We start from the raw sequence: 20951 nt of genomic DNA, 5'->3' as shown, positions 1-20951 counted from the left end.
CATTGACGTCCCGCTCACGGCTTTTTAACCGACGCCGCCGGAAACTGACCGCCTTAGCCCCGTGGTCTTCCGGTCGCCGCCCAATGCTCAAGCTCCGCCTTCACCCCGTGTCCTGCCTGGTTCTGCTGCTGATGCTCGCCGCCCCCGCAACCCAGGCTGCGGAGGCGACGCAGGCGCGGCCTGCCGAATGGGCCCAGCCGGTGGGAAAGCAGTACAACCTCTACCAGATGTCCCCGACGCTATACCGCAGCGCCTTGCCAGATGAAGGCGCCGTAACCCTGCTGAAAAAACTCAGTATCGGCACGGTCATCACCTTTTTGCCCGATTCGGATGCCAGTTGGCTGGCGGCCCCGGGCATCGAGCGGGTGCAGTTGCCCTATCGCACCAATCATGTCGACGACAGCGACATTCTCAAGGCTCTTCGAGCCATCGAGGATGCCGAGGCTCATGGCCCGGTGCTCATGCATTGCAAGCATGGCTCGGACCGCACCGGCTTAGTGGCCGCCATGTACAGGATTGTCGTCCAGGGCTGGAGCAAGGAGGACGCGCTGGACGAGATGACCGAGGGCGGCTTCGGTGACAGTCATTCCTTCAAGGACGGCGTGCGCTACGTCATGCAGGTCGACGTGGAGAAACTGCGCGCGGCATTGAAGAACGGCGATTGCAGCACCAGCGTTTTTGCCCTGTGCTCTCTCAAGAGCTGGGTCAACTCAACGACGACCGCGCATCATCTCGACCCTCAGACGCTTGTTCCTTCCCGTTGATCGGTCGCCTGCAAGAAATCCGCGATGGACTCGGACAGTGGTCGTGAATCGCCGCGTTCCAATATCGTTTCGCGCAGCGCCTTGCCGGTCTCCCGGTCGAACAACCCGTTGCGCTTGAACCGCTTGAATACAGTCATGGCCAGGTTCCGGGACCAGGCGTAGGCGTAAATCCCGGCGGCGTAGCCCGTGACCATGTAATCCAGGCCATTGGGCCAGCGTTCGTTCGCGAACACCGGCAAGTGGCCAACTTGCCTGCGGACCTGGTCGAATACTTGCTGCGGCGTTCGCCCGTCGCCATGGCTGCGGTGCAGTTCCATGTCGAATAACGCAGCGCGCAGGAACGTCGCTACGTCCCAACTGGTTTGGGTCTCAAGATACGTCAGCAATCGGTCGGCGACGTGGTCCGGCAACGGTGCCCCGGTCTGGTGGTGCTTCGATACCCGGATCAGGAATGGCTTGGACAAGCACCACTGTTCGAACAGCACCCCAGCGAACTCGGCGGCGTCCCGGCTGAGCTCGCCGATCCCTGACACGTCGCGGTATTCGGCTCGGCTCAACACATGGTGCAAACAATGCCCCAACTCGTGAGAGAGCATTCGTAGCTGACGATGGTCCAGCAACAGCGGGCTCGTAGCGGAACCTTGTGGCAGCCAGCCATTGAGCACGGCGATAGGATAACGAGGTCGGCCCTCGGCGGTGATGCGGCGGTTTCGCAGGGTGCTGGTATTGGGGAAGCCATTCTGGCCCGCATGTTCGAAGGGATCGAAATAAAAATAGCCGAGGGTTTCGTCTCGCTCGCTGACTTCGAAAAGACGCACCTGCGGGTGCCAGGTCGTCACGTCCGCACGTTCGATGATATCCACGCCAAAGAGGTCCCGGGCGACCAGCAGCAACCGTGCGAACGTCGGCTCCAACGCAAACCAGGCGCTGACGTCCTGTTCCGAAACGCCGGCCGTCTTGCGACGAAGCTGTTGTGCCAGGAATTGATAGTTCCAAGGTTCCACACTGCTGAAGCCTCGGGTCCTGGCAAATGCCTGGAGCTGCTTCTTGTCGTTGTCGAACGATGTTTGTTGCTGTTCGAGCTGCCCGTTGAGAAACGACAGGACTTCCTGCGGCGACTGTGCTTGCTCTGGCTCGATCGCCATCTGCGCATAATTTGCGTAGCCGAGCAGCGTCGCGAGCTCATGACGATCCCTGACCAGCTGGCGCAGCACTTCGCCGTTGTCGAAAACCCGAGCGTGGGGGCCTTGGTCCGACGCGCGTGTGCTATAGGCGACGTACATCTGCTTGCGCAGAACGGGATCCTCGGCATAGCGGGTGACGATGCGAAACGACTCGTCGTTAAGAGTTAGCAACCAACCGGACAGGCCCTGTTTACGTGCCTGCTCGGCCATCTGCTGCTTGAACGAAATCGGTAGGCCGCTCAATGCCGCTTCATCCTGGAAGGCCTTGCGCCAGGCTTTGTTTGCTTCATGCAGGTGTTCCAGGAACAAGTTCCGCGCACCCAGGATACGTGACTGTAAATCGTCCACGGCGTCCTGCGCGGCGGAGCCCATGCCGTCCCGGCGCCATTGCCGCAGGATTTTATTCAGCGTCCTCTTCCTGATTGGGGAAAAGTGCGCGGCGATCTCGCTGTCTGCCAGGCGTTGGTAAAGTTGAAACAATTGGGTATTGCGCAGCAGCGATCGCTGGAAATCATCCAGGCGCTCCTCGCAGTCGAGTGAAGCCCGCGCCCAGGCCTCGCCACTTCTGGTGGATGCCATGCGGTCCAGTACATAGCCGAAGCCTTTCAGTCGCCCATGGATTTCGTCCATCGCCAGCACCAGGTCGTCCCAGGTCGGGAAAGGGGCCTGGGTCTCGATGATCTCGGCGACCTTGGCCCGGCTCTCGGCAAGAATCTGGTCAAGGGCCGGGGAGAAGTGTTCGGCCTGGATCTTCGAAAAGGGCGGCAGGTCGTAAGGCTGCAGCAGGGGGTTATCAGCGTGTTGCATGGGGGCTTCCTGTCAGTCGGACGTGTCAGGTCAGTCTGATCAGGAAAGGGGGCAACCTTGCGGTAACTATGTATCGCTTCCGGGCCGAACGGCCCGGAAGGTGATGCCGAAGATGTCAGTCGTTTTTTTTCTTCAATTTCGGGTTGGGAAAAAACTGCACCGCCTGGACTTTCGCATCGGGCGTCTTGAGCGCCGATGTGTTGACCCGGGTGCCCAATTCCTTGGGCACCGACAGGCCTTGCTCGTTGAGCGTGTCGGAATAACCGCAGGCCACGCATTCGCGATGGGGCACGCCGTCTTCGTTCCACATCATCAACTTGTCCGGCTCGCTGCACGCGGGGCAGACCGCCCCGGCAATAAAGCGTCGTTTGGTAATCACAGGCCCCTCGCTCATGCTGCCGCGTCCTCGCTCAGGCCGCTATGACGCAAGAGTGCGTCAATCGACGGCTCGCGGCCACGGAAGTCGACGAACAGCACCATTGGCTCCTGGGAGCCGCCGCGCGCCAGGATCGCTTCGCGGAAGGCGCGACCGGTGTCGGCGTTGAGCACACCGTCCTCTTCGAACTTGGAGAACGCATCGGCCGACAGCACTTCCGCCCATTTGTAGCTGTAGTAACCCGCCGCGTAGCCGCCAGCGAAGATGTGCGCGAAACTGTTGGGGAAGCGGTTGTAGGCCGGCGGACGCATCACCGACACCTCGTCGCGCACGCCTTCGAGCACTTCCAATACGTTACGGCCGTCGCCGTGGGTGGCGTGCAGCTCGAAGTCGAACAGCGAGAACTCCAACTGGCGAACCATCATCAGGCCGGACTGGAAATTCTTCGCCGCGAGCATTTTCTCCAGCAGGTCCTGGGGTAGCGGTTCGCCGGTTTCATAATGGCCGGAAATCAGCGCCAGGCCTTCGGGTTCCCAGCACCAGTTTTCCATGAACTGGCTAGGCAGCTCCACGGCGTCCCAAGCCACACCGTTGATGCCGGACACGCCGGCATGTTCGACGCGGGTCAACAGGTGATGCAGGCCATGGCCGAACTCGTGGAACAAGGTGGTGACTTCGTCGTGGGTCAGCAGCGCCGGCTTGCCGCTGTCGGCCGGGGTGAAGTTGCACACCAGGTTGGCGACCGGGCTTTGCAAGACGCCGTCGACGGTGCGGCGGCGATCACGTGCGCCGTCCATCCAGGCGCCGCCACGCTTGTTGGCGCGGGCATAGAGGTCGAAGAAGAACCGGCCGACGTGCTGGCCGTTTTCCTTGATCTCGAACAGGCGCACATCCGGGTGCCAGCTGTCGAAGCCCTTCAGCTCGGCGATCTCGATCCCATAGAGGCGCTGCACAATGGTGAACAGGCCGCTCAGCACCTTATCGATCGGGAAGTAGGCGCGCAGGGCTTCCTGGGCGACGCTGTAGCGCTGCTGGCGGAGTTTCTCGCCATAGAAGCCGCTGTCCCAGCTTTGCAGGTCGGGGCAGCCCTGTTCGGCGGCGAACGCTTTCAGTTGCTCCAGGTCCTGGGCGGCAAACGGTTTGCTGCGCTTGGCCAGGTCACGCAGGAAGCTGAGCACCTGGTCGCTGGACTCGGCCATCTTGGTCGCCAGGCTCAACTCGGCGAAATTGGCGAAGCCCAGCAGGTGGGCCAGTTCCTGGCGCAGGTCGAGGATCTGTTCCATCACCGGGCCGTTGTCGTTCTGACCGGCGTTCGGGCCCTGGTCCGAGGCGCGAGTGCAGTAGGCCGCGTAGACTTCTTCGCGCAGGGCGCGGTCTTCGGCGTAGGTCATCACGGCGTAGTAGCTAGGGAATTCCAGGTTGATCAGCCAGCCATCCAGCCCTTTGGCCTGGGCGGCGGCAGCCATTTGCGCCTTGGCCGAGTCGGTCAGGCCGGCGAGGGCGGCCTCGTCCGTGACGTGCTTGGTCCAGGCCTGGGTCGCGTCGAGCAACTGGTTGGAAAAGCGGCTGCCCAGCTCGGACAATTTGCTTTGCACTTCGGCGTAGCGCTTCTGCTGCTCGGGCGGCAGGTCGATGCCCGACAGGCGGAAATCGCGCAGGGAATGTTCCAGGATGGTTTTTTGCGCCACATCGAAACCGGCCGCCTCGGGGCTGTTCGCCAGGGCTTCGAAGGCCTGGAACAGCTCGCGGTTCTGGCCCAGTTCGGTGGAGTAGGCACTGAGCGCCGGCAGGCATGCCTCGTAGGCTTCGCGCAGTTCGGGGCTGTTGCGCACGGCGTTCAGATGGCTCACCGGGCTCCAGGCCGCGCCGAGGCGATCGTTGAGCTCGTCCATCGCCAATACCAGGCCGGCCCAGGTAGGCTGTTGGCCCTGAGTCTTGAGTATTTCGGCGATGGCGGCACGGTTGTCAGCCAGGATCTGCTCGATGGCCGGTTGCACGTGTTCGGCGCGGATCGCCGAGAATGGCGGCAGGTCGTAGGGCTGCAAAAGAGGGTTGTTCACGCTCACGGTTGACACCTTCGCTGGAAGAAACATCGGCCCATCTTAATTACAATCGGCGTTCACCGCAGCTAGCAGCGCCTATCACCCGATAAGAGAGAGCCTATCGTGACCCTTCGCACGTACCAGAATCACAGCCCGCGGCTTGCCCGTGGGGCTTTTGTCGACAGCACCGCGGTGGTGATCGGCGACGTCGAAATCGGCGAAGACAGCTCCGTCTGGCCGCTGACGGTCATCCGCGGCGACATGCACCGCATCCGTATTGGCGCGCGCACCAGCGTCCAGGACGGCTGCGTGCTGCACATCACCCACGCCGGCCCGTTCAACCCCGATGGCTTTCCGTTATTGATCGGCGATGACGTGACCATCGCCCACAAAGTCATGCTCCATGGTTGCGCCGTCGGCAGTCGAATTCTGATCGGCATGGGCAGCATCGTCATGGACGGCGCGGTGGTCGAGGACGACGTCATCATCGGCGCCGGCAGCCTCGTGCCGCCGGGCAAGCGCCTGGAGAGCGGCTTCCTGTACGTCGGCAGCCCGGTGAAACAGGTCCGCCCCCTGACCGACAAGGAACGCGCATTCTTCACCTACAGCGCGGCGAACTACGTAAAGCTCAAGGACCTGCATCTGGCCGAAGGCTACGACCAGCCCTGAACCGTCCCGCCACTGCCCAGGAATTTTCATGCACTACCAGACTGTACTCTTCGACCTCGACGGCACCCTTACCGACCCCAGGGAAGGCATCACCCGTTCGATCCAGTTCGCCCTGAGCAAACTGGGCATCGACGAACCCGACCTGACCCGCCTCGAACACTTCATCGGCCCGCCTCTGTTGCAGGCTTTCATGCAGTTCTACGGCTTCGATGAAGCGAAAGCCTGGGAGGCGGTGTCTTTCTATCGCGAGCGCTTCAAGGTCACCGGCCTGTACGAAAACCGCGTGTTCGATGGCGTCCTGCCGCTGCTGGAAACCCTCGCCGACCAAAATCGGCAGCTGTACATCGCCACGTCCAAGCCCTGGGTTTTCGCCAGGGAAATTGCCCGCCATTTCGACTTCGCCAAGCACTTCAAGGTGATCTACGGCAGCGAACTGGACGGCACCCGCACAGACAAGGTCGAGCTCATCGCCCATCTCATGGCCGAAGAAAGCCTGGACCCGGCCGCCACCCTGATGATCGGCGATCGCAAACACGACCTGATCGGTGCCCGCAGCAACGGCCTGGACGCGGCAGCAGTGGGGTATGGGTTTGGCAGTTTCGAGGAATTGAGCGCGGAAAACCCGGTGCACCACTTCCAGACGTTGGATGAGCTGCACCGGGCATTCCTGCGAACCTGATCAAGACATCGACAAAGCCTGACAGCTTGCCTAGGGCCCGTGGCGAGGGAGCTTGCTCGCGCTGGGCAGCGCAGCGGCCCTAATAATCTTGCGTTCGCTGCGCAACCGAGCGGGAGCAAGCTCGCTCGTCACGGGACCGAGGGCGTCGTTGGGCAGTCCCTCTGGGTGCTACCTAAAAATGAGACTGGCGTCATGGCCTCGAAAACGCTCTCTCCAGGCACCTTGATTGTTGCCATTCATTGCTTGAAGATCTCTCGCTCGTTGATGCCTCCCTCTGCCTGGAAACGACCCGAATCATGACGCTCTACCGCCTCCACGAAGCCGATCTCGACATCCCTGACAGTTGGCAGGACCAGAGCATCAATATCTTCAAGCTGCCTGCCGTTGGCGGTGCCAAGGAAGCCAGTTTCGTCATCAGCCGCGATCCGAGCCGGGGCGATACGCCGTTCAACGACTATGTCGACCAACAACTGGCGAGCGCCGAACAGCAGTTACCGGGTTTCAAGCTGATCAAGCGTTGGGATTTCTTGCTGCACGAGCGCGCCGCAGTGTTGCTTGATTACAGCTGGCAGCGCGAAGGGCGAGAGTTGATGCTGCGCCAGGTGTTTATCGACCGCCAGCCCGTGGGGCTGATTACCACGCTGACGACAACGCCGAACGATCTCGTGTTTCACGAGCCGGCCTGGAAAGCGGCCATGCATTCCTTCAAGGTCTTGCCGGCGACCGCCTGATCATTCCAGGAAGACGACAACGCAATGGACATGCTGGCTGCTGCGCGCCTTGGCGATGAAATAGCCCACGGTTTTGGTGTCGCCGCGATGGTCGCCGGTGCCGTGGCCGGGGCATTGATCGGCGCGGCGGTTGTGGCGGCCACCGTGGCGACCGGGGGCGTGGCGCTGGCAATCATGGCCGGCTCGATTGCCGCCGGCGGGTTGTCGATGTTCCAGATCCTCAAGGGCCTGAACACCATTTTCAACTTGCCCGAGCCCACGACAGGGGCGTTGATCATGGGTAGTCTCAACGTGCACATCAACCGACGCAATGCCATGCGCGCTGGCGTCGACATGTCGGCCGGTTGCACGGGGCTGCCGATGAACCATCCGATCTGGCCGTTCCCGGTGCTGATTGCCGAAGGCAGCGCCACGGTCTACATCAATGGGAAACCGGCGGCGCGGTTGCAGAGCAAGATGGTCTGCGGCGCCCACATCAAGACTGGCAGCGCGAATACATTCATCGGCGGGCCGACGGTCTCGGTGGCGTTTGTCCTCGACATCGAAGGCTGGCTGCACACCGGACTTGAAGCATTGGGGTTGGTGGCCATGGGCGCTGCCGCCGTGTTGGCGGCGATGGCCGGGGCGGCGGCTTTTGCCGGGTTCGTGGTCATCGGTGGCGCCATGATGGGTGGCATGGCGCTGCTGGGCGACCTGGGCGACCGCCTCGGCCCCGGTTATCGCGATCTGCTTCAAGGCATCGCCGGCATGGCGCTGCTGGGGCTGGGGCCGAAAATGGCGCGTCTCGGCGCGGGGCCAAAACCGCGTGTCGCGGCCTACAAGCCAGGCACGACCGAGGCCGATATCATGGCGATCCCCAAGGGCAGCCGGCCACCGCCGAGCGACTATCTCGAAGGCCCATACATCGACAAGCACCTCAAGACCTTCGAGGATGAGGGCGGCAGTTTCCTCTTCACCGCCGACGATATTTCCAACCCCAAATACGGGTCGTTCAACCCGAACAAGTTCGTCATGGCGAAGTCGGACCTGAACGCGGTGGTCGCCGAGTACAAAAAAACCGGCGACGTTTCGGTACTGGAATCGGCCTTGGGTTACGATCCGGGGTCGCTGGTGGGCAAGGACATCTACATGATGAACCTGGACAAGCCCAAGGTGCTGATGCCGACCGGCAACGAGGGCGGTGTGAACTCCCTATGGCGACCCGGCGGCCTGACCCATCCAGGCGGCATGCGCGAAGCCGTGCTGGACAACGTGCCCATCGCCCACGGCAACGACATCAATGCGCTGATGACGACCCGAGACGTAGTGAGAATCCAATGAACAACCCGCAAGACAACGTGCTGCTGTTGGCCCTCGCCAATGATGAATTGGATAAATTCCTGGTGGGCGAGCCGTTCTACTTTCTTGAGGCCAAGAACGACAACGACGAGCCCCAAAACGTAGTCGCGGCGTTCGACCGGTTGCTCATGCCCTACTGGCTCCAGACCCATGACCCGAGTTTCCCGGCGCGATTCGTGGCGGGCCTGTTGCGGATGCTGGCGACATATCCAGACCGGACACGGGCGATCTACATCGCTGCCGATTGGGTCTGGTATTACCGTTTCTGCCAGGACAAGCAGCGCCAGCAGCCGCTGGGCCCCTACGGCGATCTGTTCGACGTGGACATGGGCGGCGTCGCCTTGGCCCTCAAGCGCCTGTTGGAAAACCACAAGGCCGAACTGGTGGCCGATACGCGGTGGGCCGGTGCGGCGTGGAACAGCCCGGACGGCATGTGGACGCCCTTGATGCGTTCGGCGGTGATGGTGCGGGACAAGTTGGGCGGGCCGGATTTCGTGCCGGCCAATATCTGAGCGGGCCGTTGCCTGGTCAGGACAAAAAGCCGACATCGCAGGTACGAAGCCGCTCTGTAGCGAGGGGTTCACGCCTGCGCATCAAAACGTCAACGAGCCCTTGATCGTCGCCCAGTGCGCTGCCTCGGCATCGCCCAGCTTCTGGGCTTTTACATAGCTCAAGGCAAGCATCTTGCGCGTGCCCGGCAATACCAGCGCCAGTTGATACTGGAAGACCTTCTCGTTGCCCTTGTTGAACTGGCTGCGTAACTCAATGGCTTCGACTTCCTGGTTCGCACCCACGCGCAGGGTGGCGCCCGGCTGGCAGCGCAGGTCCTGGACTTGTTTCTCCAAGCGCTTGAGCTGCTCGTCGAGATTGCTTTGCAAGGTTTCACCCTCGGCCAGCAGGCTGCGGCTGACGATCAGCGACGTGCCCAGTTCAGGGAACTTGAGGATATTGATCGAGGCGTCGAGCAACTCGGCGGGCGGCAGTTGCAGCTGGAATTCGTTGAGGCGGTAAGTCATGGTGCTTGGTTCTCTGAATTAGCCCTTGGGCGCCGGGAACGCGGCGGCGACGTTCGCGTCGATGCTGGCCTTGACGCCCTGGCCGTCCGGCGTGGCGCCGGGGCCGCCGCCATTGTTCAGGTGCAGCACGCCGCCGGTGTTGAATTCGGCATCGCCGCTGGCGTAAAAGCTGATTTGCACGCCGGTCAGGTTGATCTGGCCGCTGGCGTTGAGCTCCAGGATGCTTTCACCGCACACCAGGCGCAGGTTCTCGCCCACTTCGATGACGTAGCTCTGGCTGATGCTGTCGGTCTTGCGCTGGCCCACCGACAAAATGTCCTCCTGCTTGACGATGCGCAGGCGGTTGTTGCCGATGGTCACGGTTTCGTTGTGGCCAATGCTTTTGTTGCGGTCGTGGCCCACCGAATGGCTTTCGTCCACCTCGACCACGATGTCCTGGTTGCGCTCGGCGTGGATGTACAACTGCTCGGCGCCTTTCTTGTCTTCCATGCGGATTTCGTTGAAGTTCGCCGGCGTGCCGCCTTTGCTCGAACGGCTCTTCATGCCGCTCTGGGTGGCATTTTCAGGCAGGTCGTAGGGCACGGTCTGCTCGGCGTTGTAGACACGACCGGTGATGATCGGCCGGTCAGGGTCGCCCTCGAGGAAGCTCACGATGACTTCCTGGCCGATGCGTGGAATCTGCATCGAGCCCCAGTTCTTGCCAGCCCAGGACTGCGACACGCGAATCCAGCACGAGCTGTTTTCGTTGGATTGGTCGTGCCGGTCCCAATAGAAGTGCACCTTCACCCGGCCGAACTGATCGGTCCAGATTTCCTCGCCCTTGGGGCCGACCACCAACGCGGTCTGCGGTCCCTTGACGATGGGCCGGTGGGTGATCGCCATCGGCCGGAAGCTCTGTTGGGCGTCGATACAGGTCAGGCTGCTTTCGAACTGTGCCGAAGGCGCGCCGACGCCGCTCTCGCCGCTTTCCTGGGAGATGTAATAGCGCGCGCCGACGATCAGGTATTCGCGGTTCTGGTCCTGTCGGGTGAAGCCGGTGAGGCTGAACAGATGCCCCGACCCCAGGCCCCGGGCGTTGCCCGCCAGCTCGACCTGCTCGTGCTGGGTCTGCAAGGCTTCGATTCGGGTGCGGGCGTAGTGCTCGCCGTCTTCGCTTTGCACGTAGGTGCCCGGGTAATCGAACAGCGGATAGTCGCCGGCAGCGTGCGGGCGGGGCATGGCCGAGCGCACGTCGATGCGCGCGCTGGGGCGCTGGAAATCATAGTCGTTAAGCTCCAGCGAACCCGGCTGGACTTCCTGGGCCAGGTGCCAGTCGTGGATATGGTCGCGCTCGCGCTGCTGCTCGTTCTTCGGGTAGTAAGGCACCGATCCATAGCCGGGCGCCGTGGTGTGGGCGCCGTAGGCGTCGGCCAGCACCAGCACATGACGGCCCTGTTCATGGCGGAAAAAGTAATAGATGCCTTCCTGTTCCATCAGTCGACTGACGAAATCGAAGCTGGTCTCGCGGTACTGGACGCAGTATTCCCACTCGCGATACGGGCGGCTGAGGGTGTCTTCGAAGTCGGAAAAACCCAGGTCGCGGAACACCTGCTTGATAATCTGCGGGATGGTCAGGTTCTGGAAAATCCGGCAGTCGGAAGTGCGTGTCAGCAACCACAACCACGGGCGCAGCGTGGCCTGGTAACTGGCGAATTGGCCCTGGTCGACGTTCTGGCTGAAGCGCGCAACGATGCCGTGGAAATGCCGTTCGCCGCCACCGTCCAGCTGAACGCTCACGCACATCGGTTTGCCGAGCACCTGATTGAGGTCGATGGCGTTGTCCAGCGAGTGCAGCTGCAACTCATAGTTGAACAGCCGCCCCAGCTCTTCGCCGCCGCCCATGTCCTTGAGCAACAACACCTCGGGCCCCAGCGGGCTGGTGATCTTGGCCAGGCGTGAGGCTTGGTTGAATAGCATCGGTGATCTCATGTAAAGGGTAATAACTGACGGAACCGAATAGCCCTTGTGGGAGCGAGCCTGCTCGCGAAAGCGGTGTGTCAGTCAACAAGGATGTCACTGACAGATTGCATTCGCGAGCAGGCTCGCTCCCACAGGGTCGTGCGGTGTTACCTGAAGTCAGGCCGCATCGCTGAAATCGTACTTCAGTTCATTGTCCACCGCGCTGATCCGCACGCCGGCCATGGCCTTGCCTTCGAGCATGCGGGTGAGAAACTCGCGGCTCATGTCCGGCAGCAGGCTGTTGGTCAGGATGGTGTCGATCATGCGCCCGCCGCTTTCGGTTTCGGTGCAACGCGAGACGATCAGGTCGATCACCGCGTCGTCGTAGTCGAAGGCCACTTTATGGGTGCTCTCCACGCGCTTCTTGATGCGGTTGAGTTGCAGGCGGGTAATGGCCTTGAGCATCTCATCGCTGAGCGGGTAATACGGGATCGTCACCAGGCGACCCAGCAGCGCCGGCGGGAAAATTTCCAGCAGCGGTTGGCGCAGGGCTTTGGCGATCTCTTCCGGCTCGGGCACGTTCTGCGGGTCCTTGCAGACCTGGGCGATCAGCTCGGTGCCGGCGTTGGTGGTCAGCAGGATCAGGGTGTTATTGAAGTCGATCACCCGGCCTTCGCCGTCTTCCATCACGCCCTTGTCGAATACCTGGAAAAAGATCTCATGTACGTCCGGGTGGGCTTTTTCAACCTCGTCCAGCAGCACCACGCTGTACGGTTTGCGCCGCACGGCTTCGGTCAGCACGCCGCCTTCGCCGTAGCCGATGTAGCCCGGTGGCGCGCCCTTGAGGGTGGACACGGTGTGGGCTTCCTGGAACTCGCTCATGTTGATGGTGATGACGTTCTGCTCGCCGCCGTACATGGCTTCGGCCAGGGCCAGAGCGGTTTCGGTCTTGCCCACGCCGGAGGTGCCGGCGAGCATGAACACGCCAATCGGCTTGCTCGGGTTGTCGAGGCCGGCGCGGGAGGTCTGGATGCGCTTGGCGATCATCTGCAAGGCATGGTCCTGGCCGATGATGCGTTTTTTCAGGTGCTGGTCGAGGTTGAGCACGGTTTCCAGCTCGTTGCGGGCCATGCGGCCCACCGGGATACCGGTCCAATCGGCAACCACCGAGGCCACGGCCTGATAATCCACGGTCGGCAGGATCAATGGGTTTTCACCTTGCAGGGCGGTCAGGCGCTGTTGCAGGTCCACCAGTTTCTCGCGCAGGGCGTGGCTTTCGTTGTCAGAAGCTTCGCTGCGGTCTTCGCTGTCCACCGCGCCGACGCGCTCGCGCAGGGTGGCGCGGGTTTCCAGCAATTGGTCCACCAGGGTTTTCTCTCCGGCCCAGCGGCTTTCCAGCTCCGCCAGACGCTCACGTTCGGCGCCCAGCAGGCTTTCGCTCTGGGTCTGGCGGCTGCCGATGGCCACGCCGATGGCGTGCTCGCGGGCAATGATTTGCAGCTCGGTTTCCAGCGCTTCGATACGGCGGCGGCTGTCGTCCACTTCGGCGGGCACGGCGTGCAGGCTGATGGCGACGCGGGCGCAGGCGGTGTCCAGCAGGCTCACGGATTTATCCGGCAACTGGCGCGCGGGAATGTAGCGGTGGGACAACTTGACCGAGGCTTCCAGGGCTTCGTCGAGGATCTGCACCTGGTGGTGTTTTTCCATGGTCGAGGCCACGCCCCGCATCATCAGCAGGGCTTTGTCTTCAGACGGTTCGGCGACTTGCACCACTTGGAAGCGGCGGGTCAGGGCGGGGTCTTTTTCGATGTGCTTCTTGTACTCGGCCCAGGTCGTGGCGGCCACGGTGCGCAAGGTGCCGCGGGCCAGGGCCGGCTTGAGCAGGTTGGCCGCGTCGCCCGTGCCGGCGGCGCCACCGGCACCCACCAGGGTGTGGGCTTCGTCGATGAACAGGATGATCGGCTTGGGCGAGGCCTGGACGTCTTCGATGACCTGGCGCAAGCGTTGTTCGAATTCGCCTTTCATGCTCGCGCCGGCCTGCAACAGGCCCACGTCGAGGCTGCGCAGCTCCACGCCCTTGAGGGACGGCGGCACGTCGCCGGCGACGATGCGCAAGGCAAAGCCTTCGACCACGGCGGTCTTGCCCACGCCGGCTTCACCGGTGAGGATCGGGTTGTTCTGCCGACGGCGCATGAGGATGTCCACCAGTTGGCGGATCTCTTCGTCACGGCCGACGATGGGGTCGAGCTTGCCGCTGCGGGCCTGCTCGGTGAGGTCGACGGTAAAGCGCTTGAGCGCTTCCTGCTTGCCCATGGCGCTAGGGGCCATCGCGCCGCTGGCCTCGCCCGGCACCGCGCCGGCGTTGAAACCGTCGCTGGCGGCCAGGGCGTTTTCCGGCGAGTCGCCAACGTATTCATCGAAGCGTTCGCTCAAGGCTTCAACCTTGACTTTGTCGAACTCCGACGACAGGCCCAGCAGCGCGTGGCGCAGGCTCGGCGTCTTGAGGATGCCCAGCACCAAATAACCGGTGCGCACCTGGCTTTCGCCGAACATCAGGCTGCCGTAGACCCAGCCACGTTCCACGGCTTCTTCAACGTGAGAGGACAGGTCGGTGATCGATGTCGACCCCCGTGGCAAACGATCCAGTGCCTCGGTCAGGTCACGGGCCAGGCGCGCCGGCTCGATGTTGAACTGGCGGATGATGCGGTGCAGGTCCGAGTCCTGCAGTTGCAGCAATTGATGAAACCAGTGGGCCAGCTCCACATAAGGGTTACCGCGCAATTTGCAGAACACGGTGGCGGCTTCGATGGCTTTGTAGGCCACGCTGTTGAGTTTGCCGAACAACGCGGCGCGACTGATTTCACCCATGCTCATGGCTCCTTGAGGTCTGTGAGGTGTTGGCCTGTTCGGCGTAATGCCGGGCCAGTATTAGATCGTTGGCATCTTTTTCAGGTCGTCCCAGCCAGGTGTTGAAGCCCAGGCGGAAACGGCCATTGAGTTGTAGTGGGGGCACTTCGGGCTGTTCCAGCACCAGGTTCAGGTCCCAGTCCAGCTCGTGTCCCAGGTATTCGGCGACCCAGGCCACCAGCTCGTTGAACGGTTGGCTGCCGGGCAGCATGCCCATGTAGTCATCGAGCTTGAGCGGGCCCAGGCGAATGCGGAATTTGTGCTGGCGGTCCCACACGAAACGGCCCAGGCAGAAGTCCACGCCCAACTGATGGGCGCTGACACCGACGCGGCTGCGCTCCGGCAGTTCCAGCCACTGGCCGACGTATTCTTCGATTTCCACCGGCAGGCCGAAATACTCGCTGAGGATCGCCTTCAGGCCGTCCGGATAACGGGTTTGCGCCGAGAGGTGGCCACTGTAGTGCAGCTTCGCCGTGTCGGGGATCAACCCTTGGTTGAGCAGGCTCGGCATGCCCCGGCCGCTGAGTGCCGCCAGGCGCGCCGACCAATAGTCATCGTCCGGGCGATCGTGGCTGACGGTCGGCCGCGCTTCGGCCCAGGCCCGGTAGAACAGGCTGAGCAGGCGATGGTGAAACACGTCGAGGAAGCGCTTGCTGGTGCTGTCGCCATTGTTGCGCTGGCGTTCGCGCACGTATTCGGTGATGTGCAGCGGCATCGGGCCGTTGGGGCCGCCGAGGCCGAAGAAGAACTGTTCCAGGCGCGCCGGCGCGCCGTCCACGCCCGGTTGCACCGAGGCCAGGGTCGCCGGGGCGAAGGTACAGTCGGCCTGTTGCCCGAGGCGCAACGGGTCATCGGCCAGGCGCAGGGAATGGCCCAGGCGCGGCAGTTCGGGGGTTTCACATTCGATGCGCCGCAACGCCTGGAAAAAGTCGTATTCCCAGGGTTCCTGGTGCATCGCCTCCAGGGTACTCAAAGGGTCGGACGACGTCCGGGCTTGGCTTTCCATCGCATGATCTCGCCGCGTTCGGTGGTACGGATCACCGTCTCGGTAAAACTGTTGATCGACACGTAGCGTGCCAGGAAGCGCTCCAGTACCGCGCCGAGCAGGAACACCCCGGTGCCGCGAAACGCGTTTTCATCGAATTCCAGGATGATCTCCAGGCCACGCCCAAAGACGATCGGGCCGGGCATCGGCAGGCGTCGGGTGCACGCCTTGCTGCTGACCTCCCGTAAGCCTTCGATCTGCAATTGCAGCGCGGCGTCGTTGCTGTCGCCGTACAGTCGCAGCAGCTCACGCAGGGCGGCGGCGCCTTGGCCCTGTTCGCTCAACGACAGGTAGTTCAGGGACAACTGGCTGATCAATCGCCAGGCCTTGGCGTCATGGGCATGGCTGGCCCGTGGACGACTGGGACCTGCCACGCAACGCACCGCGCCCACCGGCGCACTGTCGGCCAGGGTGAAATCGGTCTTGCCGTTGCCCACGCTCATGAACAGCGGAAGATCGCGGTTGGTGCACAGCGCGGTCACCCCCAGCTGGCGCAAGTCGTGGCGATAGGGCGCTTGCTGGCTGTCCACCAGGCTGACAAAGGTCTCGCTGCCGACGTAGGTCGAGCGCGGGCCGTTGCGGCGCTGGTCGCTGGACAGCACGCGCGGCTCACGGCGTACCGTGTAATAGGCTTTGTCGCGGCCATAGCGGGACGGATCGCGCACGGCGTAGAACGGCAGGAACGGTTGCTCCGGCCCGGTGCCGTGGCCGGTCAGCCCCGTCAGCGAATGCACTTCGAAATCCATCGGCCGGGTGCGGTCGGCGATCACGTGATGTTCGTTGACGCGGTCCGACAAGTGAATGCGGTCCAGGCGCTTGGGAAACAGGTTGATCGCCGGGGTGCAGAACGGCAGGAACTGCGAAGCGCCAACGCTGCCTTCCAGGCTCGGATCGTGACGGTCGAACAGCACGATCAATTCCAGCTCCTGGCCTTCGCAACGCTTGACCGCACGGCTGAGCTGGGTGAAGTCGACGAACAGGAAACGATGGGGCAGGGCGAAGTATTCCTGCAACAGGCGATAGCCCTGGAACGCCCGCGACACCACCGGCAATGCGGCCTCGGCGTCATCGAAGCCTTGGGAACGCAATGCATCCTGGGGCAACCGCTCGACCCAATTGCCGCCGGGCTGGCGCGCGAACACCGCGCAGGCGTTGCCCAGCAGTTGTTCGTAAAGGCGGAAGGGCTGTTCGTCGGCGCCGCTGAGGTACAGCGGCAGGTTGTCCAGGGCCAGGCTGTTGAACGGCAGCTCGGCGCCGGTGCGCAGGGTCAGGCGCAGGCCGGCCTTGGCTTTCGGTTCGCTGGCGGCCAGGCGCCCGAGCACGGCGGACGGGTTGCCGAAATATTCGGCCTGGCTGACCTGCAACGGCCACAACGTCACCGGGTGAGCGGTGCGGTACTCGCAGCAAGTCTGGGATTCGCGACCTAGGGCGGCGCGCAGTACGGTATCGCGGGGCAGCGGGAAACCGCTGCTCAGCGAGCCTTCGTCCGGGTCGGCCTGCATTTGCACCACGGTCATCGACGGCGTCGGCGCCAGGTAGTGCGGGTAGGCGATTTCCAGCAGGTTGTGGGTGAAGGTCGGGTACTCGGCGTCGAGCTTGAGTTGTACCCGCGCCGTCAGATAGGCGAAGCCTTCCAGCAGGCGCTCGACATACGGGTCGGCGCAGTCCATCCCGGCCAAGGTCAGCCGGCTGGCGATCTTGGGGTATTCCTTGGCGAACTCCGCGGCGCTTTCGCGCACGTGGTGCAATTCCTGGTTGTACAGCTCCAGCAGGCGCGGGTTCATGGGCGTCTCCGCTGGTCTGCGTTGACGACGCGCACGTGGCCGGTTTCCAGGTCCAGGTCGGTTTGCAGCATCAGGCGCAGCGGCACCGGCTGCGCCCAGAGGTCGCCTTCGATCTCGAAGCTCAGGGCGTTGTGGTTCATCTCGGCCGTCGCCCGGGCTCGCACGCGCAACGTGTGACGCAGGATGCGCGGTTCGAACGTGGCGATGGCCTGATGGATCAAGGTTTCCAGGGCGGCGACGTCGACGTTCGACGCGCTGTTGCCCGCCAGCGCCGGCAGGCCGAAATTCACCACCGACGTGCCCGCCGGCGAGTGCAGCGTGGCATCGCCGTCGAGCAGCGAGGTGGTGTTGAGCAGCCACGCCAGGTCACGCAGCACCGAGGCTTTCAATTGCGTCAGGGAAAGCACGCGCTTGTCGGCGCTTTCCTTGGGGTTGGTCGGATCGTCGTCGGTCAGCCGGTCCAGCAGGGACGGTTGCAAGCGATCGCGGGTGGCGATTTCGGTTACCACGTGAATGGCGCTACGTACATTTTCTGGTCCGCTCCCGGGCCGCAGAATGCATAGATGCTTACCGGAGCTGCTTCAAAGCCCTGCGGCATCTGACGGATAGCCTGCATCTTGGTGATGCAATCGCGACTGGGCGCGGGCATGTGCTCGCTACGCCAAACCGCAAATATCGGTACTTCGTTGAACTTCTCCACGCGCAGCTGCTGCTTGTCCAACATAAAGCTGCAGGGCCATTCCATATCCAATTGCATGCGGCCCTGGTCGGGTTTGAGCAGTGCGCACTGGCCTTGATCGTCAATCAGGCTAAGTGCTTGCCCAGCGAAAACAGCTCGGGTTGCCGTCGTCTCGGTATGTTCGGCACATGCGCTCAGGCAAACCAGATTCATCGCCAGGCAAGCAGCGAGCAGGTGCTTTTTCATCATGTCAGCTCCCAGAACCAGACAGCCTTGGACCTGTAGAAAAGATCACCGGTTTGAGTCACGCCCCGGTTCCATAGATCGATGTGATCGCCGGTGCGGTTTTCCTCGGTCTGGCCCTGTTGCCGATAACAGTCTTTGAAGAATATCAACCCGGTCTTGCTCATCAACTTCTGCCGGTCGGCGGCGCTATTGCTGAGGATGGTAGGACGCCCCAGATGGTGCTTCCACAACCAGTTCGCCAACGATTCGGCGCCCCTGGCGTGTTCATGGGCACACTTGGGTTCGGTGTAGGTGAATTTATTGACTTTGATAGTCTTCTCGGCATTGAGCGTCACGCTCATGCGTATGGCGCACTGGTTGGCCCACGGACCGTCGCAAGGCTTTGCATCGGGATGGGTTATCCGCAAATCGGAATACGCTTTCCACAAATTGATAAACGCAGGCTTGGCCATGACTCAGACACCGGGCAGGAAAGGATGGGATGCGAGCAAGCACCAAACACCCCCGGCGCGTGGCGCCGGGGCGTGTTCGATTACACCTTGACGTTCTGACGGATGTTCCAGCCGAACTTGACCGGGCCGCCTTCCTTGGTGCCGTCGGCTTTCTGCGGCTGGTAGTCCACCAGCACCTTGGCGAAGTTCAGGGTGACGTTTTCGGTCAGGCGATCATCGCCACCCGAGCCGCCGGTGCTCAGGGAAGTGATCAGCACTTCTTCCAGGTTGATGATCATGTACTCGACCTGGTTTTCGCCGCCGGCCTTGCGCACGGTCAGCTTGACCTTGTCGACGTGCTTGCCGCTGGCGCAGTGCATCATCAGGTTCGGTGAAGCCTTGTCGACGTACTTGGTCAGAGACAGGTCCTGGATGCTCACCTTGCCCGCGCCACCGCCACTGCCCACGTGCATGTTGCCGGTCTGGGACATGCCCCAGCTCCAGTTCAGGACGTCGATCTCGTCCTTGTGGACCTTGTCCATGGACTCGCCCTTGATGTCGCCGATCTTGATGAAAATATCAACAGCCATGTTTTCTCCCTGTGTGGTCTCTACCACGTTGTTTGGTTGACGCTGACCTTGCGAAATCTGTTTTGCCGAGCGGAATTAAGGTGATCTCCAAACTGCTGAAGATCCCTTGTGGGAGCGAGCCTGCTCGCGATGGCGGCGGGTCAGGCAACGCAGGTGGCGACTGATCCACTGCCATCGCGAGCAGGCTCGCTCCCACATGTTCTATTGCGTACGTTCAGTGGGTTTTTAAGCGCCCTTGGCCGAAGGCAGTTTCGATACCAGGCGCAGCGACACGGTCAGCCCTTCGAGCTGGTAGTGCGGACGCAGGTAGAACTTGGAGTTGTAGTACCCCGGGTTGCCTTCGACTTCTTCGACGATCACTTCGGCGGCAGCAAGCGGGTGCTGGGCCTTGGTGGTCTCGGTGGAGTGCGCCGGATCACCGTCGACGTAGTTCAGGATCCAGTCCTGCAACCAGCGCTGCATTTCGTCCTTCTCTTTGAAGGAGCCGATCTTGTCGCGCACGATGCACTTGAGGTAGTGGGCGAAACGGCAGGTGGCGAACAGGTACGGCAGGCGCGCGGCCAGGTTGGCGTTGGCGGTGGCGTCCGGGTCGTCGTATTCGGCCGGTTTCTGCAGGGACTGGGCGCCGATGAACGCGGCGAAGTCGGTGTTTTTCTTGTGCAGCAGCGGCATGAAACCGTTCTTCGCCAGTTCCGCTTCACGGCGGTCCGAGATGGCGATTTCAGTCGGGCACTTCATGTCCACGCCACCGTCGTCGGTCGGGAACGTGTGGGCCGGCAGGTTTTCCACTTCACCGCCCGACTCCACGCCACGGATGCGCGAGCACCAGCCGAAGTGTTTGAAGGAACGGTTGATGTTCACCGCCATCGCATAGGCCGCGTTGGCCCAGGTGTACTTGGAGCTGTCGGCGCCGTCGGTGTTTTCTTCGAAGGCGAAGGCTTCCACCGGGTCGGTCTTGGCGCCGTACGGCAGGCGCGCCAGGAAGCGCGGCATGGTCAGGCCGATGTAGCGCGAGTCTTCCGACTCACGCAGCGAACGCCAGCCGGCGTATTCCGGCGTGGTAAAGATTTTGGTCAGGTCGCGCGGGTTCGACAGTTCCTGCCAGGAGCCCATGCCCATCACGGTTGGCGAGGCAGCGGCAATGAACGGCGCGTGCATCGCGGCGCAGACTTTCGACAGTTCGCCCAGCAGTTCCACGTCCGGTGGCGACTGGTCGAAGTAGTAGTCGCCCACCAGGCAGCCGTAAGGCTCGCCGCCGAACTGGCCGTATTCTTCTTCGTACATCTTCTTGAAGATCGGGCTCTGGTCCCACGCGGTGCCCTTGAATTTCTTCAGGGTCTTGTGCAGGTCAGGCTTGGAGATGTTGAGCACGCGGATCTTGAGCTGCTCATCGGTCTCGGTGTTGTTGACCAGGTAGTGCAGGCCACGCCAGGCGCTTTCCAATTGCTGGAAATCCGGGTGGTGGATGACCTGGTTGACCTGGGCGGTGAGCTTGGCGTCGATGGCGGCGATGATCGACTCGATCGACTTGATGGCGTCGTTGGACACCAGGTCGGTCTGCGCCAGGGCCTGTTCGGCCAGGGTGCGCACGGCGGTCTCGACGGCTTCGCGGGCACGTTCGGTCTTGGGTTTGAATTCTTGCAGCAGCAGCGAGGCGAACTCGCTGGTTTCTTCGGTGGCGCCCAGGTTCTGGGGCTGATTGTCGCGTACCAAATCGTTCATGAT

The 20951-nt window shown here is 62.4% G+C and carries 19 protein-coding genes; 6 read left to right on the top strand and 13 right to left on the bottom strand.

What is annotated here, in order from left to right; translation table 11 throughout:
* Nucleotides 1-83: 83 nt before the first annotated feature.
* Nucleotides 84-764, top strand: coding sequence for a phosphatase domain-containing protein (locus J3P90_RS25670; protein ID WP_434675576.1), 681 nt, complete (start codon nucleotides 84-86; stop codon nucleotides 762-764).
* Here J3P90_RS25670 and J3P90_RS25665 read toward each other — a convergent pair.
* The 3 genes from J3P90_RS25665 to prlC all read right to left on the bottom strand — a co-directional run bounded on the left by J3P90_RS25665 (nucleotide 740) and on the right by prlC (nucleotide 5224).
* Nucleotides 740-2755 (bottom strand): M3 family metallopeptidase, encoded by a 2016-nt coding sequence (locus J3P90_RS25665; protein ID WP_434675575.1) that lies wholly within the window; start codon nucleotides 2753-2755, stop codon nucleotides 740-742. The genes J3P90_RS25670 and J3P90_RS25665 overlap by 25 nt on opposite strands.
* 115 nt (nucleotides 2756-2870) lie before the next feature.
* Entirely contained in the window at nucleotides 2871-3149 is a 279-nt protein-coding gene (locus J3P90_RS25660) for a YheV family putative zinc ribbon protein (protein WP_434608807.1), read from the bottom strand.
* Nucleotides 3146-5224, bottom strand: a complete 2079-nt coding sequence (gene prlC / locus J3P90_RS25655; protein ID WP_434675574.1) for an oligopeptidase A — start codon at nucleotides 5222-5224, stop codon at nucleotides 3146-3148. Before prlC ends, J3P90_RS25660 begins: the two co-directional genes overlap by 4 nt.
* A gap of 72 nt (nucleotides 5225-5296) precedes the next feature.
* Here prlC and J3P90_RS25650 point away from each other — a divergent pair, with 72 nt between their 5' ends.
* The 5 genes from J3P90_RS25650 to J3P90_RS25630 all read left to right on the top strand — a co-directional run bounded on the left by J3P90_RS25650 (nucleotide 5297) and on the right by J3P90_RS25630 (nucleotide 9102).
* On the top strand, nucleotides 5297-5842 hold the full coding sequence (locus J3P90_RS25650; protein ID WP_420767122.1) for a gamma carbonic anhydrase family protein: 546 nt from the start codon (nucleotides 5297-5299) through the stop codon (nucleotides 5840-5842).
* A gap of 28 nt (nucleotides 5843-5870) precedes the next feature.
* Nucleotides 5871-6521, top strand: coding sequence for an HAD family hydrolase (locus J3P90_RS25645; RefSeq protein WP_420767123.1), 651 nt, complete (start codon nucleotides 5871-5873; stop codon nucleotides 6519-6521).
* 296 nt (nucleotides 6522-6817) lie between these two features.
* Entirely contained in the window at nucleotides 6818-7252 is a 435-nt protein-coding gene (locus J3P90_RS25640) for a DcrB-related protein (RefSeq protein WP_420767124.1), read from the top strand.
* A 24-nt stretch (nucleotides 7253-7276) separates the two neighbouring features.
* Nucleotides 7277-8572: a PAAR domain-containing protein gene (locus J3P90_RS25635; RefSeq protein WP_420767125.1), complete on the top strand. Its 1296-nt coding sequence runs from the start codon at nucleotides 7277-7279 to the stop codon at nucleotides 8570-8572.
* A complete protein-coding gene (locus tag J3P90_RS25630) occupies nucleotides 8569-9102 on the top strand; it encodes a hypothetical protein (protein WP_434608814.1) in 534 nt (177 codons plus the stop codon). Before J3P90_RS25635 ends, J3P90_RS25630 begins: the two co-directional genes overlap by 4 nt.
* An 81-nt stretch (nucleotides 9103-9183) precedes the next feature.
* Here the strand turns inward: J3P90_RS25630 and J3P90_RS25625 are convergent, their stop codons facing one another.
* The 10 genes from J3P90_RS25625 to tssC all read right to left on the bottom strand — a co-directional run bounded on the left by J3P90_RS25625 (nucleotide 9184) and on the right by tssC (nucleotide 20948).
* Nucleotides 9184-9606 carry a DcrB-related protein gene (locus J3P90_RS25625; RefSeq protein ID WP_434561590.1) on the bottom strand — a complete coding sequence of 141 codons (423 nt, stop codon included), beginning with the start codon at nucleotides 9604-9606 and terminating at the stop codon, nucleotides 9184-9186.
* Between the two features lie 18 nt (nucleotides 9607-9624).
* Nucleotides 9625-11562: a type VI secretion system tip protein TssI/VgrG gene (tssI, locus tag J3P90_RS25620; protein WP_420767128.1), complete on the bottom strand. Its 1938-nt coding sequence runs from the start codon at nucleotides 11560-11562 to the stop codon at nucleotides 9625-9627.
* A 159-nt stretch (nucleotides 11563-11721) separates the two neighbouring features.
* On the bottom strand, nucleotides 11722-14412 hold the full coding sequence (tssH, locus tag J3P90_RS25615; protein WP_434675573.1) for a type VI secretion system ATPase TssH: 2691 nt from the start codon (nucleotides 14410-14412) through the stop codon (nucleotides 11722-11724).
* Nucleotides 14405-15457, bottom strand: coding sequence for a type VI secretion system baseplate subunit TssG (tssG, locus tag J3P90_RS25610; RefSeq protein WP_434561594.1), 1053 nt, complete (start codon nucleotides 15455-15457; stop codon nucleotides 14405-14407). The genes tssH and tssG overlap by 8 nt, the downstream gene beginning before the upstream one ends.
* On the bottom strand, nucleotides 15421-17280 hold the full coding sequence (tssF, locus tag J3P90_RS25605; RefSeq protein WP_434608822.1) for a type VI secretion system baseplate subunit TssF: 1860 nt from the start codon (nucleotides 17278-17280) through the stop codon (nucleotides 15421-15423). The genes tssG and tssF overlap by 37 nt, the downstream gene beginning before the upstream one ends.
* Nucleotides 17277-17789: a type VI secretion system baseplate subunit TssE gene (gene tssE, locus J3P90_RS25600; protein ID WP_434675572.1), complete on the bottom strand. Its 513-nt coding sequence runs from the start codon at nucleotides 17787-17789 to the stop codon at nucleotides 17277-17279. Before tssE ends, tssF begins: the two co-directional genes overlap by 4 nt.
* Nucleotides 17783-18208 (bottom strand): hypothetical protein, encoded by a 426-nt coding sequence (locus J3P90_RS25595; protein ID WP_434675571.1) that lies wholly within the window; start codon nucleotides 18206-18208, stop codon nucleotides 17783-17785. Before J3P90_RS25595 ends, tssE begins: the two co-directional genes overlap by 7 nt.
* A complete protein-coding gene (locus J3P90_RS25590; protein ID WP_420767134.1) occupies nucleotides 18205-18657 on the bottom strand; it encodes a T6SS effector amidase Tae4 family protein in 453 nt (150 codons plus the stop codon). The genes J3P90_RS25595 and J3P90_RS25590 overlap by 4 nt, the downstream gene beginning before the upstream one ends.
* Before the next feature lie 80 nt (nucleotides 18658-18737).
* Nucleotides 18738-19226 carry an Hcp family type VI secretion system effector gene (locus tag J3P90_RS25585; RefSeq protein WP_420767135.1) on the bottom strand — a complete coding sequence of 163 codons (489 nt, stop codon included), beginning with the start codon at nucleotides 19224-19226 and terminating at the stop codon, nucleotides 18738-18740.
* A gap of 225 nt (nucleotides 19227-19451) precedes the next feature.
* A complete protein-coding gene (tssC, locus tag J3P90_RS25580) occupies nucleotides 19452-20948 on the bottom strand; it encodes a type VI secretion system contractile sheath large subunit (RefSeq protein WP_030138240.1) in 1497 nt (498 codons plus the stop codon).
* Between the last annotated feature and the right edge of the window lie 3 nt (nucleotides 20949-20951).

This window comes from Pseudomonas sp. D3-10 (assembly GCF_051132175.1).
Lineage (GTDB): Bacteria > Pseudomonadota > Gammaproteobacteria > Pseudomonadales > Pseudomonadaceae > Aquipseudomonas.
This window is presented reverse-complemented; position numbering and strand designations above follow the sequence as displayed.

Excerpts from the sequence above, each read along its gene's own strand:
- J3P90_RS25670 (WP_434675576.1), top strand. The coding sequence starts at position 84 with ATGCTCAAGCTCCGCCTTCACCCCGTGTCCTGCCTGGTTCTGCTGCTG.
- J3P90_RS25665 (WP_434675575.1), bottom strand. The coding sequence starts at position 2,755 with ATGCAACACGCTGATAACCCCCTGCTGCAGCCTTACGACCTGCCGCCC.
- J3P90_RS25660 (WP_434608807.1), bottom strand. The coding sequence starts at position 3,149 with ATGAGCGAGGGGCCTGTGATTACCAAACGACGCTTTATTGCCGGGGCG.
- prlC (WP_434675574.1), bottom strand. The coding sequence starts at position 5,224 with ATGTTTCTTCCAGCGAAGGTGTCAACCGTGAGCGTGAACAACCCTCTT.
- J3P90_RS25645 (WP_420767123.1), top strand. The coding sequence starts at position 5,871 with ATGCACTACCAGACTGTACTCTTCGACCTCGACGGCACCCTTACCGAC.
- J3P90_RS25640 (WP_420767124.1), top strand. The coding sequence starts at position 6,818 with ATGACGCTCTACCGCCTCCACGAAGCCGATCTCGACATCCCTGACAGT.
- J3P90_RS25635 (WP_420767125.1), top strand. The coding sequence starts at position 7,277 with ATGGACATGCTGGCTGCTGCGCGCCTTGGCGATGAAATAGCCCACGGT.
- J3P90_RS25630 (WP_434608814.1), top strand. The coding sequence starts at position 8,569 with ATGAACAACCCGCAAGACAACGTGCTGCTGTTGGCCCTCGCCAATGAT.
- J3P90_RS25625 (WP_434561590.1), bottom strand. The coding sequence starts at position 9,606 with ATGACTTACCGCCTCAACGAATTCCAGCTGCAACTGCCGCCCGCCGAG.
- tssI (WP_420767128.1), bottom strand. The coding sequence starts at position 11,562 with ATGCTATTCAACCAAGCCTCACGCCTGGCCAAGATCACCAGCCCGCTG.
- tssH (WP_434675573.1), bottom strand. The coding sequence starts at position 14,412 with ATGGGTGAAATCAGTCGCGCCGCGTTGTTCGGCAAACTCAACAGCGTG.
- tssG (WP_434561594.1), bottom strand. The coding sequence starts at position 15,457 with ATGGAAAGCCAAGCCCGGACGTCGTCCGACCCTTTGAGTACCCTGGAG.
- tssF (WP_434608822.1), bottom strand. The coding sequence starts at position 17,280 with ATGAACCCGCGCCTGCTGGAGCTGTACAACCAGGAATTGCACCACGTG.
- J3P90_RS25595 (WP_434675571.1), bottom strand. The coding sequence starts at position 18,208 with ATGATGAAAAAGCACCTGCTCGCTGCTTGCCTGGCGATGAATCTGGTT.
- J3P90_RS25590 (WP_420767134.1), bottom strand. The coding sequence starts at position 18,657 with ATGGCCAAGCCTGCGTTTATCAATTTGTGGAAAGCGTATTCCGATTTG.
- J3P90_RS25585 (WP_420767135.1), bottom strand. The coding sequence starts at position 19,226 with ATGGCTGTTGATATTTTCATCAAGATCGGCGACATCAAGGGCGAGTCC.
- tssC (WP_030138240.1), bottom strand. The coding sequence starts at position 20,948 with ATGAACGATTTGGTACGCGACAATCAGCCCCAGAACCTGGGCGCCACC.